The organism is Amycolatopsis sp. WAC 01416 (assembly GCF_003947485.1).
Classification (GTDB): Bacteria; Actinomycetota; Actinomycetes; order Mycobacteriales; family Pseudonocardiaceae; genus Amycolatopsis.
Map to the genome: position 1 here is coordinate 163031 of NZ_QHHX01000012.1, position 16729 is coordinate 179759.

General features: G+C 68.0%; 13 protein-coding genes. 8 read left to right on the forward strand and 5 right to left on the reverse strand.

Annotation, left to right across the window (positions count from 1 at the left end):
• Positions 1-139 precede the first annotated feature (139 nt).
• The 3 genes from DL990_RS35470 to mdlC all read left to right on the forward strand — a co-directional run bounded on the left by DL990_RS35470 (position 140) and on the right by mdlC (position 5437).
• On the forward strand, positions 140-2827 hold the full coding sequence (locus tag DL990_RS35470) for a nitrate- and nitrite sensing domain-containing protein (RefSeq protein WP_199746730.1): 2688 nt from the start codon (positions 140-142) through the stop codon (positions 2825-2827).
• A 109-nt stretch (positions 2828-2936) separates the two neighbouring features.
• Positions 2937-3614, forward strand: coding sequence for a copper homeostasis protein CutC (locus tag DL990_RS35475; RefSeq protein WP_125801318.1), 678 nt, complete (start codon positions 2937-2939; stop codon positions 3612-3614).
• A 239-nt stretch (positions 3615-3853) separates the two neighbouring features.
• On the forward strand, positions 3854-5437 hold the full coding sequence (mdlC, locus tag DL990_RS35480) for a benzoylformate decarboxylase (RefSeq protein ID WP_125782112.1): 1584 nt from the start codon (positions 3854-3856) through the stop codon (positions 5435-5437).
• A 716-nt stretch (positions 5438-6153) separates the two neighbouring features.
• On the opposite strand, the gene DL990_RS35485 is transcribed toward mdlC, so the two are convergent.
• The 5 genes from DL990_RS35485 to DL990_RS35505 all read right to left on the reverse strand — a co-directional run bounded on the left by DL990_RS35485 (position 6154) and on the right by DL990_RS35505 (position 10756).
• Positions 6154-7032, reverse strand: a complete 879-nt coding sequence (locus DL990_RS35485; RefSeq protein WP_125782110.1) for an ABC transporter ATP-binding protein — start codon at positions 7030-7032, stop codon at positions 6154-6156.
• 19 nt (positions 7033-7051) lie between these two features.
• Positions 7052-7885, reverse strand: a complete 834-nt coding sequence (locus tag DL990_RS35490) for an ABC transporter permease (RefSeq protein ID WP_125782108.1) — start codon at positions 7883-7885, stop codon at positions 7052-7054.
• Positions 7882-8652: an ABC transporter permease gene (locus DL990_RS35495; RefSeq protein WP_125782106.1), complete on the reverse strand. Its 771-nt coding sequence runs from the start codon at positions 8650-8652 to the stop codon at positions 7882-7884. Before DL990_RS35495 ends, DL990_RS35490 begins: the two co-directional genes overlap by 4 nt.
• Positions 8653-8660: 8 nt before the next feature.
• A complete protein-coding gene (locus DL990_RS35500; protein WP_125782289.1) occupies positions 8661-9605 on the reverse strand; it encodes an ABC transporter substrate-binding protein in 945 nt (314 codons plus the stop codon).
• 308 nt (positions 9606-9913) lie between these two features.
• Complete coding sequence (locus DL990_RS35505) at positions 9914-10756, reverse strand: ABC transporter substrate-binding protein (protein WP_370305769.1); 843 nt, start codon at positions 10754-10756, stop codon at positions 9914-9916.
• Here DL990_RS35505 and DL990_RS42510 point away from each other — a divergent pair.
• From DL990_RS42510 to DL990_RS35525, 5 genes are all read left to right on the forward strand, one after another.
• Complete coding sequence (locus DL990_RS42510) at positions 10746-10991, forward strand: hypothetical protein (RefSeq protein WP_370305767.1); 246 nt, start codon at positions 10746-10748, stop codon at positions 10989-10991. The genes DL990_RS35505 and DL990_RS42510 overlap by 11 nt on opposite strands.
• A gap of 594 nt (positions 10992-11585) precedes the next feature.
• Positions 11586-14711 (forward strand): nitrate- and nitrite sensing domain-containing protein, encoded by a 3126-nt coding sequence (locus DL990_RS35510; RefSeq protein ID WP_125782104.1) that lies wholly within the window; start codon positions 11586-11588, stop codon positions 14709-14711.
• A 20-nt stretch (positions 14712-14731) separates the two neighbouring features.
• Entirely contained in the window at positions 14732-15190 is a 459-nt protein-coding gene (locus DL990_RS35515) for a roadblock/LC7 domain-containing protein (protein ID WP_085939650.1), read from the forward strand.
• Between the two features lie 25 nt (positions 15191-15215).
• On the forward strand, positions 15216-16001 hold the full coding sequence (locus DL990_RS35520) for a DUF742 domain-containing protein (RefSeq protein ID WP_125801319.1): 786 nt from the start codon (positions 15216-15218) through the stop codon (positions 15999-16001).
• Complete coding sequence (locus DL990_RS35525; RefSeq protein WP_125782100.1) at positions 15982-16590, forward strand: ATP/GTP-binding protein; 609 nt, start codon at positions 15982-15984, stop codon at positions 16588-16590. Before DL990_RS35520 ends, DL990_RS35525 begins: the two co-directional genes overlap by 20 nt.
• The last annotated feature ends 139 nt before the right edge of the window (positions 16591-16729 follow it).

The window sequence follows — 16729 nt, forward strand, 5'->3', positions numbered from 1 at the left end:
CCCATACGATCGCCTGCGGGAGACGCCGGATTGCGCGGCTTTCGATCGTCCTCGAACCTTGTTACTCTACAGTAGGTTCGGGCTCTCGTCCCCGATGTCAGCCATGGGAAAGGGTCCCGTGGTGGGAAAAGGAAACCAGGTGGCCCGTCGCGACAAGCGTCCCCGTGGGGGCGACGCGGCGGAACGGCATCCTCGTGTCGGCGGACGATGGCGGCTCCGGAACTGGCACCTGCGTACCAAGCTCTTCGTGGTGCTCCTGATCCCCGCGCTCGCGGTGGTCGCCCTCGTCGGGCTCCGGGTCGACTCGGATCTGCGTGACGCCCGGCAGCTGGCCGAATTCGCCACCCGCGGCCGGGTCGACAGCACCGTCGCCGAAGCCGTGCACCAGCTCCAGCGTGAACGGGACCTCACCGTCCGGTTCGTCGCGGGCGATCGCAAGGGCGACGTGTCCGAACTGACCGAGCAGCGCAAACGTGCCGACGAAGCCATCGGCACGTTCGACCGCACCCTCGGCGAAAGCAAGAACAGGCTCGGCGACAAGGCCGCGACGAGTCTGCAACTGACCAGCGACCGCCTGCGTGTGCTCACCGGACTCCGGTTTTCCGCGGAACACTCGGCTTTTCCCGCCGACGCGGTGCTGCGTTCCTACAGCGAACTGATCTCCGGCCTGCTCGACATCAGCGATGCCACCGCCGCCGACGTGTCCGATCCGGATCTGGGGAAGCTCCGCCTCGCGGGCAACGCCCTCGCGCGGGTCAAGGATCAGATGTCGGTCAAGCGCGCGATCATGGCGGCCGCGCTCGCCCAGGGCGGTCTCAACCGCGACCGGACCCGCGCGCTCCTCGGCGCGGAGGCCGAACTCGCCGCCGCCCGCAACGACTACCGCACCTTCGCGACACCCGAGCAGCAGCGGATGTACGACGACACGGTGATCGGCCTGATCGTCGACATCGGCAACGACATGGTGGAGTCGGCGCTCATCCGCGCCGAGAACGATCAGGGGCTCGGCGGCCTGGACCCGAACCAGTGGGACACCTCGGCCACCTACACGGTCAATTTGGCCCACCAGGTGCAGCAGGCGCTGCTGGTCCAGTTGCAGGAACGCACCGACGCCCTCGCGGCACAGGCGAGAACGTCCGCGATCTGGGACGGCGGCATCGTCCTCGGCGTCCTGCTCGTCGCCGGCGTGCTGTCCGTGATCATCGCGCGCTCGCTGTTGCGGCCGCTGCGGATCCTGCGCCGCAGCGCGCTCCAGGTCGCCGAACACCAGCTCCCGGCGGCCGTCGAAGGTCTGCTCAGCGATCCCGAACCGCAGCCGGAGAACCTGCGGCGCCGGCTGGCCGTCGCGCCGGTCCCGGTGTTCAGCCGAGAGGAACTCGGCCAGGTGGCGCGCGCGTTCGACGCGGTGCACGGCGAGGCGGTCCGGCTCGCCGGGGAACAGGCCATGCTGCGGGAGAACATCAACGCGATGTTCGTGAACCTGTCGCAGCGGAGCCAGGATCTGGTCGAGCGGCAGCTGTCCGTGCTGGACCGCATGGAGGCCGACGAACAGGATCCCGACACGCTCGCCGGCCTCTTCGAGCTCGACCACCTCGCGACCCGGATGCGCCGCAACAGCGAGAACCTCCTGGTGCTCTCCGGGACCGACGTCGTCCGTGAGGACGGTGGCGCCGTCGTCGCCGACGAGATCATCGGCGCCGCGCTCTCGGAGGTCGAGCACTACCAGCGGATCGAACTCGGCGCCGCGCCGCGGATCGCGGTGCGCGGCGAAGCCGTCAACGACCTCGTGCACGTGGTCTCCGAACTGCTGGAGAACGCGACCCGCTATTCGGACCGGAGCACGATGGTGCAGGTCGAGGGGCACGAGACCGAACGCGGCGAATGGCAGATCGACATCACCGACCACGGCGCCGGGATGCCGCAGGCGGAGATCGACCGCACCAACGCGCGGCTGGCGAACCCGCCGGACGTCGACGTCGAGGTCTCCCGGCGGATGGGCCTGTTCGTGGTCGCGACACTGGCCGTCCGGCACCGGATCGACGTCCGCCTGCGGTCCGCCGACGGTGGCGGGATCACCGCGGTGGTCGTCGTGCCCGCCGCGCTCATCGTCGAAGCGCCCCAGCCCGCCCAGCTGCCGGAGCCCCCGCCCGTCGTCGTCGTTCCCGAGCCGGAACCCGAGCCGCCGCTGGAAGTCCCGCCGCTGCCCGAACTCCAGGAGAGCGTCGAGGAGTCGCGGTTCGCCGCGCCGGTGCTGGATCCCGGGCCGCTGCGGCGCGCTCCCGTCGTCGAACGCGAGACCCAGCCGGAGTGGCCTTCTTCGGACGACGACGCCGTCAACCATCTCGAGCTGGACTCGCCGACCGAGCGGATGCCCAAGTACCAGAGCGTGCTTTCGCAGTGGTTCGACCACGGCGGCCCGCGCGAAGGGCCTTCGCCCGCCGAACCCGGCCCGCCCTCCTTGCCCTCGTTCGAACCGGTGAAGGCGGCCGAGGAGAGCGCCGCGCGGGAGGAACCGGCGCAGGACCCGGACGAGCCGACCGAGCCGACGCTGAAGCCGGTGCCGCCGAAGGAAAAGAAGCCGGAGCCGGAACCCGCTTGGCCGACACCCGCCGAGCTGGAACAAGAGGACGGGGTGGAGGAGACCTGGCCGGTGCTCCCCGCCGTCGTTCCCGAGGCCCGGTCGCAGGACGACAGGCCGGAGAAGCCGCGAGGGGAGAGGCCGATACTCTCACTTTCCCCCGAAGCGGTCCGCGAACGGATGACCAGCCTGCAAGGCGGATTCCGGCGCGGTCGCCACGCCAGGGGTGAAGACAACCCTTCGGATTGAGCGAATGTGCGGAGCTGCGATGTACCCGGAAGGCGACCCTGAGCTTGAACCCGCCTCCATCGCGGCCGCCGCGGGTTCACCGACAGACACTGAGCGAATTGGAAGGTCCATGAGCCCGAAAACCGGCCTGCTGGAAGTGATCGCGCTGACCGCGGCGGACGCGGAGCGCGCACAGGATGGCGGGGCCGATCGCCTCGAACTGGTCAGCGACATGGCCAGCGACGGTCTCACGCCGTCGGTCGAGACGCTGCGCGACGTACTCGCCGCCACCGACCTTCCGGTGCGGGTCATGCTGCGTGACAACATGTCCTTCGCCGCCGGTGATCTCGACGGACTGCGCGTGGACGCCGTGCGGCTGATCGACGCGGGCGCCCGGGAGTTCGTGCTCGGTTTCCTGGACCTGGAAAGCGAAATCGACGTCGACGCCTGCGAGACCTTGGTCAAGGAACTCGACGGGCTGCCGTGGACCTTCCACCGCGCCATCGACCGCGCGCGGGACCCGTTGCGCGCCTACGATCAGCTGACCGCGCTCGGCTGCGACACGGTGCTCGCGGCCGGGCATCCGCACGGCGTGGCGCACGGACTTTCGGTGCTGCAGCAGCTCGCCCGCCGTTCGGACGGGCCGCGGCTGCTGGTCGGCGGGGGCCTGCGGGCGCAGCAGGTGCATCTGCTGCGGGCCGGTGGGGTGGGCGCGTTCCACGTCGGCAGCGCGGTCCGTCCCGGCGGCTGGGAGTCCGATGTGGACGTCGCGGCCGTTCGCGAGTGGGCGGCTCTGGTCAAGGAGTAGGCAGGCCCGTATCCGGAAGTACGTGAAGGCCCCCTTCCTTGCGCCAGACGCAAGGAAGGGGGCCTTCACGTACTTCCGGATACGGTCGAACTCCTGGCATTGACCCTCGAAGTCGGCAAGGAGGCCTTCGCCGCATCGCGCCCGCGCCAGACCGTATGCAAGGGGTCAGGTCCAGACCACATACGGTGATACGAGGTTGCATCTTCAACTATCGGGTTCCGACCAGATACCGTGTGGTCATGGCTACCCGCACCGTACGTGACGCGACCAGGGAACTGCTGCGCGATCTCGGCCTGACCACCGTTTTCGGCAATCCCGGCACGACCGAGATCGCCTTCCTGACGGAGTGGCCGGACGACTTCACCTACGTGCTCGCGCTCCACGAGGCGTCCGTCGTCGCGATGGCCGACGGGTACGCGCGGGCGACGAGGCGGGCGACGCTGGTGAACCTGCACTCCGCCGGCGGGGTCGGCCACGCGCTCGGGCACATCTTCACCGCGTACCGCAACAACGCGCCGCTGATCATCGTCGCCGGCCAGCAGACCAGGTCGCTCCTGCCGGACGATCCGTTCCTCGGCGCCGTCGAGGCGGCGAACTTCCCCAAGCCGTACGTGAAGTGGAGCTGCGAACCGGCGAGGGCCGAGGACGTCCCGGCGGCGCTGGCGCGGGCGTATCACGTCGCGACCCAGGCGCCGATGGGGCCGGTGTTCGTCTCGGTGCCGGTGGACGACTGGGACGTCGAGACCACGAAGCCGATCGTCTCCCGGCCGACGATCCGCGGTTTCGCGCCCGATCCGTCCGCTTTGGACGAATTGGTGTCCGCTTTGGACGCCGCCGAGCATCCGGCGATCGTGGTCGGCGCGGGTGTCGACGACGAGGGCGCCGTACCGGATCTCGTCGAGCTGGCCGAGAAGGTCGGCGCGGGCGTCTGGGCGTCGCCGATGGCGGCGCGTTGCTCGTTCCCCGAGGACCACCCGCAGTTCTTCGGTTTCCTGCAGCCGGAACGCAAAGCGCTCGCGAGCGCGCTGATCGACCACGACCTCGTGGTCGTCATCGGCGCTCCGGCGTTCATCTACCACGTGTACCGCGGCGAGTCGGAGATCTCGATGCCGCCGCTGTTCCTGGTCAACTCCGACGAGCAGGTCCTCGCCAGGGCCGAGGCTGGCACCGGCATCCGCGCGACGCCGAAGCTCGCGATCCGCGCGCTGCTGGAGCGCGCCACGCCGCGGGAGGCGCCAAAATCCCGCACCCGGCTGGAAAAGCCCGCCGCGGTCACCCCGATCACGCCGAGCTTCGCCTACTCGGTAATCTCGGAAGTCCTGCCGGACAACGCGATCGTCGTCGAAGAGACCCCGAGCCACCGCAACGAACTGCACGACCACCTGCCGATCAAGTCCACCGACTCTGGCTTCTTCACCGTCGCCAGCGGCACCCTGGGCTACGGCCTGCCCGCCGCCGTCGGCGTCGCGCTGGCCCGTCCGGACCGCAAGGTCGTCGCCATCCTCGGCGACGGGTCGAGCATGTACTGCGTCCAGGCACTGTGGACGGCGGCGCAGCACCACCTGCCGGTGACGTTCGTGATCTTCGACAATTCGCAGTACGCCGCCGTGCGCATCCTCGGCGAGGCCGCGGGCGGCGAGAAGGTGCCGGGCGTCGACCTCGGTGGCATCGATTTCCCCGCGCTGGCGAAGAGCCTGGGGCTGGGAACGTCGGTCGTCGAGAAGGCCGAAGACCTCAAGCCGACGCTGGAAGCCGCGCTGCCGGACGAGCGGCCGCATCTGGTGCACGTCCGCATCGACGCGAACCCGCGCACGCTGTACTGAGGCGCTGGGGCCGCCTCGTGATGTAGCGAAGGCCTCCTTTCCCGCCATCAAGGCAGGCAAGGAGGCCTTCGCTATTTGGGCGTTGTGAAGCCGTTGCTAGTACGTGAAGGGGGCCTTCATGTACTTGTCGAGGCGTAAGGCAAATGTGTCGTGTGCCGGGGTTGGCGGCAGGGCCAGGGCCTGGCGCCTTCTCGACTGTCCATAAGGGACACTTTCCGAGACGGCAGAGCCCGATTTGTGCGGATTTGCAGGGGGGTCGTGAGTGGCGATTCGGGTTAGAGCCAAGGGGGTCTTAGGTACCTACGTGGTTCCGCTGCGGTTGATGCCAGGCCGGTCCGTGAAGGACTCCGGCCAGAGGCGCTCACGTGAGCTTTCGCGGTCGTGGGGATGTCGTGAAGGGCCCCTTTGAGACGTTGAAGGTCTCAAAGGGGCCCTTCACGACACACCGGCCCGCCTCAGCCTGGGCCGAGGCGGCCCCGCTGCCACGGCCGGGCAGGAACGCCACCGTGAGCCTCAGCGCCACAGCGACAGCGCATGAAGGACCCCATCCTTGCGCCTAAGTACAGGAAGGGGACCTTCATGTACTTCAAACCAGGCATCACGCAAGAACCGCCGCAGGTCACGCAGTAGGCACCTAAGAGGAGGCTCGGTTAGAACCCGAATCGCCACTCACGACCCTCGTCGCGAACCGCGCATCTGGTCATCCCCTCGACGCGTCAGCTCTTCGCGCGCACCTCGGAGGCGGCAGCGTCGGCTTCGGCGTCTTGCTGCGCGAGTTCGTACTCGGCCGCGTCGGAAGCCGCAGTGACAGCGGCGGCGTTCTCGGGGGTGCCACCGTGCAGCAGCCGCGCCACTTCACCGCGCAGCGTCACGAACTCGGCGGACTCGCGCGTGGTGATCTGGTCCCGCTCCGCGGGCAGCCCGACCGGCAGATCCGCGACGATCTTGGCGGGCGACTTCGACAGCACCAGCACCCGATCCGAGAGGTAGACACTCTCGTCGATGTCGTGCGTGACAACGAGAACCGTGCTGCCGTTCTCGCGCTGCACGCGCCGGGTCAGGTCCTCGAGTTCGAATCGCGTCTGCGCGTCGACCGACGCGAACGGCTCGTCCATCAGCAGCAGGGCGGGGCGGCTGGCCAGCGCTCGCGCGATCGACACGCGCTGCTGCATACCGCCCGAGAGCTGCCACGGGAACTTCGAGCCGACTTCGGAAAGGCCGACCGAATCCAGCGCCTCCTGCGCCCGCGTCCGGCGCTCCGAGCGGCTCAAGTTACGCCACCGCAAGGGGAATTCGACGTTCTTCGCGACCGAGAGCCACGGGAACAGTGAGCGGCTGTAGTCCTGGAACACCACGGCCAGATCCTCCGGCACGCCGGAGACGTCGTCGCCGTGCAGGCTGACGCGGCCGGACGTCGGCTTGATCAACCCGGCGATGCAGCGCAGCAGCGTCGACTTGCCGCAGCCCGACGGGCCGACGATGCTCGCGAGCTGTCCCGCTTCCACGGTGAACGACAGATCGTTGACCGCGATGTGCGCCTTTTCTCCCGCGCCGTAACGGTGGTTCAGCCCGGAGACTTCGAGCATGGTTGACATCTTGCTGACCCTTCGAAAACTAGAGACGGCCGTTGCGGGTGGGCTGCCAGCGGAGCACTCTCTGCTCCACCGCGAGGAAGGCCGCGTTGAACCCGAAGCCGAGGAGCCCGAGCAGGACCAGCCACGACCACATGAGCGGGAAGTCGAACGCCTGCTGGGCGTCCATCAGTGACCGGCCGATGCCGTTGTAGGAGCCGACCAGTTCCGAGATCACCATCAGCAGCAGGGAAATGGACAGGCTCAGCCGCAGCCCCGCGAAGATCTTCGGCCCGGCGGCGGGCAGCACGATCGAGCGCACCCAGTACGACCGCGGGGTCCGGAACGATTTCGCGGTGTCGATCTTCACCTGGTCCACCGACCGGACCCCGTCCACGGTGTTGAGCAGCACCGGCCAGATCGCGCCGAAGATGATCGATCCGGTCTGCATGCCCGGCCCGAGTCCGAAAAGGACGATGAACACCGGGATCAGCGCGGGCGGCGGCACCGAGCGAAAGAACGCGAAAAGCGGTCCGACGTAGTCCATCCCGGTCTTGGACCGGCCGAGCATGACCCCCAGCGCGACGCCGAGGGCGCCGGCCAGCAGCCAGCCGCCGAGTGTCCGGCCGAGGCTCGGCAGGACGTTGGCGAAGACGGTGTCGGTGAGGAACAGTTGTGAGGCCGGACCGGTGAACCACAGTTTCGCCGAGGCGGTCAGGATTTCGGTCGGCGGCGGAAAGAACGGGCTCTCCGCGAGCCGGGTCGCGAGCTCCCAGATCCCGAGCAGGGCGAAGAAGAGCAGCCAGTTGCGGACGAGGATGCCGATACCCCGGCCCACGCGCCTGCCGACGCGGCTGGTCAGCGTGAGGGTCGTCACGAGACCGCCTCCCGGTCGACCGTGCTCCAGCGGAACGCCCGCCTGCCGATCATCTCGAGCCCGCCGTTGATGAGGAAGCCGAGCGCGCCGACCACCACGGTGCCCGCGAGCACGAGGTCGAACCTGGTGGAGCCGGTGCTGGCCTGCATGATGAAGTTGCCGATGCCGAGTTTGGCCCCGGCGAGGAATTCGGTGCTGACCACCGCGATCAGCGCGATGTTGGCGGACAGCCGGACCCCGGTGAACACGAACGGCGCGGTATGCGGCAGCGCCACCGACGTCAACGTCCGGAACTTGCTGGTACCGCAGGCTTTCGCGGTCTCCTGCAGGACAGGGTCGATCTCGCCGAGCGCGTAGATCGTGTTGAACATGATGGGCCACAACGACGCGTACACGGCCAGCGTGATCTTCGCTTCGGGGCCACCGCCGATCAGCAGGAGCACCAGCGGGATCAGCGCGACGGCGGGGATCGGCCGCAGGAACTCGATGACCACCGCGGTCGCGGTGCGCAGGCCGGGGATGCTGCCCAGCAGCAGACCGGCGGGTACGGCGACGGCGACCGCGATCAGCAGGGCGATCGCCCACGCGAGGAACGTGGCGATCAGGTCCCGGATGAACTGCGTCTCGCCGAACTGTTCGAAGATCGTCACGAGGACGACGGTCGGCGGGGGAAGGAACTCTTTACGGACCAGGCCGGCCTGGACGATCACTTCCCAGATGAGGAAGAAACCGGCCAGACCGGCCAGAGCACGGAGAAGTCGTGGCACCTTGACCTTTATCCAGCTTGAGGGGCGAGCATCGGAGCGGCGTCGAGCTTGGCCGAGATCACTCCGGTCTGCAGCAGCAGATCCGGCACGCGCTGCAGCCGGCGGGCGTCCAGGGTGGCCCCGAACGTCGGCAGCGTCAGCAGTGAGGCGGTTTCGGCGTCGACCTTGGCGTACTTGACGATCATCGGTTCGATCTTGGAGCGGTCGGCCGATTCGCGCACGGCCTTGGCCAGTGCGCGCTGGAACGCGGCCAGCGTCTTCGGGTTCTTGTCCACGAAGGAGCCGAGCGCGCCGAAGCCCGCCAGGGGGAAGTCCGTGGTGGCGCCGGTCGCGATGTCGACGACCGGGGTCGCGCCGACGACCTTGGACGCCTGGGTCAGGAACGGCTCGGGCAGGTAGCCCGCGTCGACCTGGCCCGAGCCGAGCGCGGCGGCGATGTTCGGCAGCGCCATCGGCACCCACTGGACCTTGCTGGTGTCGACGCCGTGGTCCTTCATCACCGAGACGGTGAGCAGGTGAGAGGCGGTGTTCTTGTCGGTGATCGCGATCTTCTTGCCCGCGAGGTCGTTGATCGTCTTGACCGTGGAGTTCGGCACCGTGACGACCGCGTTGCTCTTGGGGCTGGCCGACACGGAGTCGGCGACGAGCCGGATGTCGGCGGCGCCCTTGCTCTTCGCGACGAAGAACGGCATGTAGGTGGAGAAGGCGATGTCGACCTCGCCACCGATCATCTTGGTCATCGCCTGCTGACCGCTGGGGGCGTCGACCGCTTCGACCTCGAGACCTTCGGCCTTGAAGTAGCCGGCTTCCTGAGCCAGCCGCAGCGGCGCGAGGTCGACGACGGGCAGCAGGGCCACCTTGATCTTCGACTTCTCCAGCGAGCCGTCACCACCGGACGCTTTGGACGTGTCGTCGCCGCCGAGGGCGCCACAGGCGCCCAACGTGGCCAGCATGAGCGCGCTCAGGGCGACGCCGACGGCACCTCGGCCTCTACGCGCACCACTTCTGCTCATGGCGTTTCGAAACAAAGCCAGCTCCTCGGAAACAATGAATCACCGTTGGGGTTTTTTCATCCGTGTCGTGGCTTCGATTCGCCAGGCACGCGGTCACCTTAGAGATTTGCCCACCTGCTCACAATGGGTGTTGTCAGCGGGTGATCATTTTAGGCCATTCGCCCGATCACCGGATCACCCGCTTGGACAACATTACTTTCAGTGATCGAATTACGGGTGGAACCGCAATTCGGGGTAACCGCGTGTCATCAACTGGTGGTCTGCGGCGCGATCATCGGGCCGACGTCGATCTTGGTCTGGATGGCGCCCATCTGCAGGAGCAGGTCCGGCACCCGCTGGATGCGGCGGGGGTCCAGGGTGGACTGGAAGGTCAGCAGTGTGGTCAGCGCGGCGGTGTCCTGGTCGATCTTGGCGTACTTGACCAGCAGCGGCTCGATCTTGGAGCGGTCCGCCGCGTCCCGGGTGGCCTTCTGCATGGCGCGCTGGAAGGCGGCCACGGTCTTCGGGTTCTCGTTCACGAACTTGCCGAGCGACCCGTAGCCCGCGGTGGGGAAGTCCTGGGTGGCGCCGGTGGCGGTGTCCACGACCGGGACGGTGCCCGCCTGCTTCGCGGTCTGGGTGATGAAGGGCTCGGTCAGGAAGCCGGCATCGATGTCACCGTTCTTGAGCGCGGTCCCGATGTTCGGCAGGGGGATCGGCACCCACTGCACCTTGCTCGCGTCGACGCCGTGGTCCTTCATGACCGATTTGGACAGTGTGTCCGACACGGTGTTCGGCGCGGTGATGCCGATCTTCTTGCCCGCCAGGTCGCTGACGCTCTTCACCGTCGACGTCGGCAGGGTGACCAGCATCGTGCTCTTCGGACCGGCGGAGGAGGCGTCCGCGACCAGCTTGATGTCCGCGGTGCCCTTGCTCATCGCGATGAAGAACGGCGTGTAGCTCGCGTACGCGATGTCGACCTCGCCGCCGATCAGCTTCGTCAGCGAGACCTGGCCGGTCGCGGCTTCGATGGCCTCGACGTCGAGACCCTCGTTCTTGAAGTAGCCGCCGTCCTGCGCGAGGCGCAGCGGGGCGAGGTCGATGGTCGACATCACGGCGACCTTGATCTTCGACTTCTCGAGGTTCCCCGAGCCGCCGGAAGAGGAGGACGAATCGTCGCCGCCGAGGAGGCCGCAGCCGCTGGCCGATACCGAGACGACGGCCGCCATCGCGAAGGCGAGGGCTCCACGCCGGCCCAGGCTGACGCTCAAGGCCTTCTTCGAGCTTGCAGAGCCAAGCAAAGGGGTGCTCCTGATCAAGGGAGGGACACGTGATGACGTGGCCTGATGTGGAATTCGGAAGTGACTCTTTGTCGAGCCACGGGCCCACTGTAGAGAACGGACACAGCGCTCACAATGGGTGGTCATCCCATGATCCCAAGTGGTAACGATCACCCGAACAGGTTGTTTGTCAGAAGTGAACACAACGGGGCGTGTTCGCGGCGGGGACTTGTTGCCAACTGAGCGCCAACGGGTCAAGACCCGTACGGGGTCTTCTTGCACGTCTTGACCGAAGGGTTACATCTGGCCCTCCCGTTCGCTACCCTCATGCACCGGTAGTGAGGTGTGGACCACTGATGTAGTGAAAGAGAGTGCCTTGGATGGCCGAACGCTCTGGACCTTTCCCGAGGTGCAAGGCACTCTGTGTCGAACACGTTGAACACGTCCGTGCTTCACTGGTGCGTCCCCGCGCACTGGCGGGTTGGGCCGAATAGACCAATGGCGTCAGGCAGGGTTTCGGTCAAGTGCACTTGAGAGACTGCGTCAAAGACGACTTCCGCATTTCCAGGAGTGGACCCGCACGCCGTGCGCGCTCCTCCAGGGTGACGGGAGCGAGCGGATAGTGGTCTCCGACAACCGACCCAGACAGCAGCAGTACGGCATGTCCAAAATGGGCTTTCCCGGCCCGGATGAAGATGATGGTGGTGCGGCGGTGCCGAACGAAGACACCGCGGGGGTGGGAGGGGCCCCTGCGCGGGATACCGGAGACGGTCCTGGCGGGAAGGCCGGGTCGTTCCTGGGCCTGCGTAACTGGCGTCTGCGATCGAAGCTCGCGGCCGTTCTGATCATCCCGACGCTGACCGCGCTCGCGCTCGGCACGCTGCGCGTGATCGACGACAGCGGCGAGGCGGCGAGGTTCCAGGACACGGCCGACCAGGTCGCGTTCGCCGACAAGATCACGCTCGTGGTGCACGAGCTGCAGAGCGAACGCTCGCTCGCCGTCGCCAAGATCGCCTCCGGTGACGCGTCGCGCCAAGCCGGTCTCGACGCGCAGATCTCCAAGGTCGACCGCGCGGTCGACGATCTGCGGGCTTCGGCGAACCAGATCAACCCGGACGATCAGGACACAAGGGACCGTTATTCGCGTGGTCTGCAGCGGCTCGACGCCCTGCGCCCGCTGCGCGGCGCGATGAACACCTCGCTGCTGGGCGACACCCCGGTCCTCATCGCCTACTCCGGCATCCTCGACTCGCTGGTCCAGCTCGGCCGCGAGGTGACGACCGCGGTGGCGAACCGCGACGTGCTCCGGCTCGGCGTGACCGTGCAGGCCGTCAGTGAGGGCAAGGAGTTCATCGCCCGCGGTGACGCGGCGCTGCTGATCGCCTCCTTCCGCTCCTCGTTCCCCGGCGACCTGTTCGACCAGGCGCGTTCGGCGGTCGCGAGCGGTGACGCCTCGACGGCGGCCTTCCTCGCCAACGCCAGCCCCGAACAGCGGCAGCTCTACTCGGACACCTTCTCCGGCCCCGAGGTCGACGACCGCCGCCGGATCACCACGATGGCGTTCTCGCTGCACCAGCAGAACGAGCCGCCGTCGATCGACAACGTCGCGCTCGGCAACGACAGCCGGGTCGCGCTGGACAAACTCCGCGCGGTCGAGACCAATCTGCTCGGCCAGCTGCGGGCACAGGCCGACGAACTGGCGACCGACGCGATCAACTCGGCCTGGATCGGCGGCGCGATCGTCCTGCTCGCCCTGCTCGCGGCGCTGTTCCTGATGCTCGTCATCGCCAGGCTGATGCTGCGCCCGCTGCGGATCCTGCGGAAGACCGCGCTCGACGTCGCGTACACACGACTGCCGGAAACCGTGCAGGCGATCCTCGACGACCCGGACCCGGTCAACGCCTCGAAGCGCTCGGTCGAGCCGGTGCCGGTCACCTCGCGTGACGAGATCGGTGAAGTGGCGCGGTCCTTCGACGTCGTCCACGCGCAGGCCGTCAAGATGGCCGCCGAGCAGGCCCTCCTGCGAGAGAACGTCAACGGCATCTTCGTGAACCTGTCCCGCCGGTCGCAGCGGCTGGTGGAACGCCAGCTCGGCGTGATCGACCGGCTCGAGGCCGACGAGCAGGATCCGGACCACTTGGCCAGCCTGTTCGAGCTCGACCACCTCGCCACGCGGCTGCGCCGCAACGGTGAAAGCCTCCTGGTGCTCTCGGGCGCCGGTCTCGCGAAGTCGGTGCCCAAGCCGGTGCCCGCCGCCGACGTCATCGGCGCCGCGGTCTCGGAGATCGAGCAGTACGCCCGGATCGAGATCGGGATCGTCCCCGAGGTCGCCGTCCAGGGCCTGACGATCCACGACCTCGTGCACGTGCTCGCGGAACTGCTGGACAACGCCACCTACTTCTCCGAGCCGGAGACGAAGGTGACCGTCCGCGCGGTGATCACCCGCAAGAAGGCGCTCGCCATCCAGGTCACCGACCACGGTGTCGGCATGACCGAGGAGCGGCTCGCCGAGGTGAACCAGCGCCTGGCCGACCCGCCGGACCTGGACGTCTCGGTGACCCGGCGGATGGGCCTGTACGTGGTCGCGCGCCTGGCGCGCCGCCACGGCATCGAGGTCCGGCTGCGGGAGAACGAGGACATCGAGGGCGGCGTGATCGCGCGGGTCGTCGTGCCCGCCGAACTGCTCACGCAGATGCGGCCCGGCGTGCGGACCCCGCCGCCGTCGAACCGCTCGGAAACGTCGATGCCTTCGATGCCGTCGGTGTCCGAGATGTCGACGTCGCTGCCGAACATCCCCGCTTCCGACCGCGGCCTGGAGATGACCCCGCCGCCACCGTCGAAGCCCCCGGCTTCGCAACCGATCGCGCAGCAGGGCGGGCTCGTCCCGCTCGACCAGCCGATCAGCCTCGACGACCTGGTCGCGGGCAAGAACGCGGCCGGACCGTTCCTCAGCCCGGCGGTCCCCGCCGAGGAGACCCCGGCGTGGCCGACGGCGGACGACATCTCGCCGCCGAACGGCGACGGCGCCTCCAGCGGCACCGAGACCCAGTTCTCGTCGCTGGTGCTGCCGAAGCGGGAGCCGAAGTACACCCCGGTCGAAACGCCGAACAGGGCAATGGGGTCTTCGGGGTCTTCGGAGTCCGAGCGGTCTTCGGACGAAGGCAAGTCGGCGCTCGACGACGACGTGCCCACCCGGCGGCTGCCGATCTACCAGTCGGTGCTGTCCCGTTGGTTCAGCGAAGGCGACGAGGCAGGCGCCGACACCCCGACCACCTACACGGAGCCGGTCGAGCCCGACCTGCCCGAGCAGACCCGCGACACCGCCGCCGACGTGGTGGAACCCGACGTCGAGGACACTCCCGAAGAGGCATTGCCCACTCGGACCCCTCGGACTGTTCCGCCGGAGACCGCGCTCCAGGACAATGGCTGGCGCAGCGCGTCGGACGACGGCTGGCAGGCGGCGCAGGTCCTGTACGAAGAGCGGAACGACGAGATCACCCCGGCCGGCCTGCCCAAACGGGTGCCGAACCAGTACCTCGTCCCCGGCTCGATCGGCGGGAACGAGCCGAAGAAGGAAGACTCGTTCGCCGACAAGACCTCCGGAATGCCGGGAACGGGTGCGATCGCCCGCTCGGCGACTGCGGCGAGGAGTCGGATGGCAAGCTTCCAGCAGGGCTACAAGTCGGGACGGCACGCGTTGAAGGATCGTCCGATCGACGCGCTGGATGACAACGGCGTTCCGGTGACCGGCGGAGGTTCCTCCGCCGATGACAGCAGTAAGGAGTGACAGTGACACGGGCGGGTGCGATGCAGCCGGGTGGTCCGGCGCAGCCTGGCGGCCAGGCGCAGGGTAAAGGACACACGAGCAGCTTTGCCTGGCTGATCACGGATTTCGTGCACCGGGTCCCGGGCGCGGCGCATGCCGTGGTGGTGTCGGCGGACGGTTTGCTGCTGGCCTCTTCGAAGGGACTTCCCAAGGACAGGGCCGATCAGCTGGCCGCGGTCGCGTCGGGGCTCACGAGCCTCGCACGCGGTGCGGCGAAGGTGTTCGAAGGCGGCACGGTCGCGCAGACGGTGGTCGAGATGGCCAACGGCTTCCTCTTCCTGATGTCGGTGTCCGACGGGTCCTGTCTGGCGGTCCTCGGATCGCCGGAGAGTGACATCGGCCTGGTCGTCTACGAGATGACCCTGCTGGTGGAACGGGTGGGGCAACAGCTGACACCGGAGATGCGCGCGCAGCTGCAGGGCGCGTCGGTCCGCCGCTGAGCGACCGGGAACCGAGGAGAATGCCGTGGACGACGGGCGCTTGAGGGGCGATGGCCGGCTCGGTGACGACTTCTCCGGCGGGTGGTCGGAACGTGACGACGGCCGGGAGGACTGGACGTCCTTCCGGGACCGGGTCGACCGCGAATGGCGATCGCGACGGGCACAGGGGTCGGACAACGACCCCGTGTCCCCGGACGAGGCCTCCCGCTGGCTGACCGATTCGAACGCGGGACAGGGACCCGCCGATTTCAGCGTCACGGACTACCGGGAACGCCTGCTCGGCGGACCCGGGGCCGAACTGTTCGGTGGTGGCAGCGGTCCGCTCTACGATTCCGGCGAGTTCGCCAAGTTCTCCTTCGACAAGGAGGAGGAACGACGGGCGGCCGCGGCCGACGCGGCTCCGCTCGCCGCGGCACTGCCGCAGCAGGCACAGAACGAATACGTCGACGAGCAGTACACCACCGACGTCGAATCATCCGGCCTGGTCCGGCCGTACTTCCGCACGCGGGGACGGACCAAGCCGACGTACGACCTTGCCATCGAGGCGTTGATCTCGACCAGTGAACAGGGACGTGTGCTCGACCGGGTACGCGTCCCCGAACACCGGTCGATCTGCGACCTTTGCCTGGACACCCGGTCCGTCGCCGAAGTCGCGGCGCTGTTGCGCCTGCCGCTCGGCGTGGTCCGGGTGCTGATCGGAGACGTGGCCGGCCTCGGCCTGGTCCTGGTGCACACTGCCAGCCAGAACGTGGGTGACCGGCCCAGTATCGAGTTCATGGAGAGGGTGCTCAGTGGGCTTCGGAGAATTTGACTCCGACGCGAATGCGCCGCAGGTGGCCGGGCCGACGTCGTCGGCCAAGATCGTGGTCGCTGGCGGATTCGGCTCGGGGAAGACCACGCTGGTCGGAGCGGTTTCGGAGATCGATCCGCTGACCACCGAGGCCATGATGACCGAGGCCAGTACCGGCGTCGACGACAATTCGGCCACCCCGAACAAGTCGACGACGACCGTGGCCATGGACTTCGGCCGGATTTCGCTGGACTCGGATCTGGTGCTGTACGTGTTCGGTACGCCGGGCCAGCACCGGTTCTGGTTCATGTGGGACGACCTCGCGGTCGGCGCCATCGGTGCCGTCGTGCTGGTCGACACGCGGCGGCTCGCCGACGCGTTCCCGTCGATCGACTTCTTCGAGAACCGGAAGCTGCCGTACGTCGTGGCGATCAACTGCTTCGACCGGCTGCTGCACCACCAGATCGAGGACGTCCGGCACGCGCTGACGATCTCGCCGTCCGTGCCGATCATGGCCTGTGACGCCCGGGAACGTGACTCCGCCAAGCAGGTGTTGATCTCGGTCGTGCAGCACGCCATCGCACACGATTCGGCGTTGCGCGCGGGATAGCGACAGGCGAAACCCCGGAGCGGATGCGGCCGTTGGAGTGAACTCGGCAGGCTTCACCCGCTTCGGGGAGTGGCGCCACCAACCGGAGCGGACGCGGGGCGATCCCTTTCACGCGATCCGGTGCCGAAGGCGCCCGAAC